Source organism: Moorena sp. SIO1F2 (assembly GCF_010672755.1).
GTDB lineage: Bacteria > Cyanobacteriota > Cyanobacteriia > Cyanobacteriales > Coleofasciculaceae > Moorena.
Genome location: NZ_JAAHFV010000614.1, coordinates 1 through 1,967 on the forward strand (window position 1 = coordinate 1; position 1,967 = coordinate 1,967).

General features: G+C 46.8%; 1 protein-coding gene. It reads left to right on the top strand.

Going from position 1 to position 1,967, the window contains the following annotated elements:
- On the top strand, positions 1–1,856 hold a 1,856-nt coding region (gene htpG / locus F6J94_RS33405), incomplete at its 5' end, for a molecular chaperone HtpG (protein WP_293048155.1).
- Between the last annotated feature and the right edge of the window lie 111 nt (positions 1,857–1,967).

Here is a 1,967-nt window from a genome sequence, read left to right on the forward strand (position 1 = left end):
TGGAGATTGACGGGGATGTGGGAGACCCGGAAATTAAAATTACCATTGATAAGGATAAGAAAACTCTCTCCATCTCAGATAACGGCATTGGGATGACTGCCGATGAGGTGAAAAAGTATATTAATCAAGTTGCTTTTTCTAGCGCTGAAGAATTTATCCAGCAGTACCAAAAGGAAGCTGACCAACAGATTATCGGTCACTTCGGATTGGGTTTCTATTCTGCTTTCATGGTGGCTCAGAAGGTGGAAATTGATACCCTGTCTTATCAATCAGGAGCTTCAGCGGTTCATTGGGCCTGTGATGGTTCTCCAGCCTTTGAACTATCGGATTCTGAGCGCACCGAACGGGGTACTACCGTTACCCTGACCATGCAAGAGGAGGAACAGGAGTACCTAGAACCCTCACGGATTCGTCAGCTAGTCAAATCCTACTGTGATTTCATGGCAGTGCCCATCAAGCTGGAAGATGAGGTGATCAACAAGCATGAGGCACTGTGGAAGAAATCTTCAAGAGACCTGACCAAAGAAGACTATCTAGAATTCTATCGCTATCTTTACCCGTTCCAAGATGAACCCTTGCTGTGGGTACATCTAAACACAGATTATCCTTTCTTGCTTGATGGCATTCTCTATTTCCCTAAGCTAAAGCCAGACGTGGATGTGACTAAGGGGCAAATCAAGCTTTTCTGTAATCAAGTGTTTGTGAGTGACAACTGTGAGGAAGTAATTCCTAACTTCCTGATGCCACTGCGAGGGGTGATTGATAGTCCTGATATTCCCCTGAATGTTTCCCGTTCTGCTCTGACCAAGGACAGGACAGTGGCTCGGATTGGTGACTTTATTGCTAAGAAAGTTGGCGATCGCTTAAAGCAACAGTATCAAGATGAGCGGGATAAGTACATCCGTTCCTGGCAAGATGTGGGTACATTCGTTAAGTTTGGCTGCATCAATAGCGATAAGTTTAAGAAACAAGTAGAAGATATTGTGATCTTCCGCACCACCTATCAACCGGTGGAAAGTTCCGAAGCTCCAACCACTGATACCCCTACTGACACCCCTAAGGTAGAAGTGCAATCCCAAGAGGGGGATGCTTGGGAGGATGTCACTCCAGATGCTGGCACAGAAAAGGACAAGTCTTCCTCTTCTCAACCCTACACTACCATCAAAGAGTATCTAGAGCGCAATAAAGAAAATCACGAAAATCGGGTATTCTATTGCACTGATGAGGCTAGCCAAGCCACTTATGTAGAACTGCACAAAAATCAAGGGTTAGAAGTCCTATTTATGGACTCCTTTATCGACACCCACTACATTAGCTTCTTGGAACGGGAATATACAGAGGCTAAGTTCTCTCGGGTCGATTCGGACTTGGATGATACCCTTGTTGATAAGGAGCAGGAAAAAGAGATTGTTGACCCGAAGACCAACAAAACCCGTTCTGACCTGATTAAGGAACTGTTCGAGCAAGCGATTAATAAGCCTAAGGTCAATGTCCGGACTCAAGCCCTCAAGTCTGATGACCCCCAAGGCACCCCACCGGCAATGGTATTGTTACCGGAAGCAATGCGCCGTCTACAGGAAATGACTGCCATGATGCAGCAGGAGTCAGTGCAGTTCCCAGAGGAACATATTTTAGTGGTCAATACCACCCACCCACTGATTCAGAATCTAGTCAACCTCAGTCAAAGCAGTATTATTCAGAGTGGCGGTCAGTCTCCCTCAGCGGAATTGGCTAGCATGATTTGTCAGCATGTCTATGACCTGGCACTGATGGCCCAGAAAGGCTTTGATGCCGAAGGCATGAAGGCGTTTGTGGAACGGTCCAATAAGGTTATGACCCGTTTGACGCAAGAGTAATCGGGAGTAGGGAGTAGGGAGTAGGGAGTAGGGAGTAGGGAGTAGGGAGTAGGGAGTAGGGAGTAGGGAGTAGGGAGTAGGGAGTCGGGAGTCGGGAGTAGAATAGTTGGC